1 protein-coding gene is annotated in these 643 nt (G+C 42.6%); it reads right to left on the bottom strand.

The window, feature by feature from the left end; genetic code table 11:
• Nucleotides 1–118: 118 nt before the first annotated feature.
• Complete coding sequence (locus R7Q09_RS26325; protein WP_318071333.1) at nt 119–607, bottom strand: DUF523 domain-containing protein; 489 nt, start codon at nt 605–607, stop codon at nt 119–121.
• Between the last annotated feature and the right edge of the window lie 36 nt (nt 608–643).

Raw genomic sequence — 643 nt, 5'->3', positions numbered from 1 at the left:
CTAACGCCCTGTTAAGGTGTGAGCAACGCAATACCGATGCTGCCGCATACCACCTTAATCACTTAAAACAACGCATAGTGAAAATGCCACGCGTTGCGAATCACTCTTAAACAGTTTGTTAGCTATGTTTTTCCAACGCCTCTCGGAGTTTAGCTATCGTATGTTGACTGTAGACTTTAATACCATTGCGCTCTAACAATGCAGTGGCTACCCCTGAACCATCGATTTTAATCCCGTTGAATGTGCCATCATAAATTTTTGAACTGCCACAGGAAGGACTGCCTTCTGCAAGAATCGCGTACTTTATTTGCTGGTTTTTGCAAAGTTCCAAAGCCTTTTTTGCCCCACTTACAAATTGTTCCGTAACATCGATGCCATCATTTCCAACAACGTTTGCCAAACCATCCAGCACATCAACACCTTTACCAGTAATAATTTCAGCTGGTGCTCTAGGAATAGGTAAACCTGCTGATACTTCGGGGCAAAAAATCACTAGTTCTGTGTATGACTTTAGCCAGAGCAACTCAGGCTCTGGGATTGATAAACAGCTCGCATTGTATCTAACGTTGTTTCCAACCAAACATGAACTAACGAGAACTTTTACCACTGGAACTCCTTTATATACGAGAAATAGCTAACGCCC

The organism is Vibrio sp. 2130-1 (assembly GCF_033339515.1).
The sequence above is the reverse complement of the archived record's forward strand: the minus strand, read 5'-3'. Positions and strand labels throughout refer to the sequence as shown.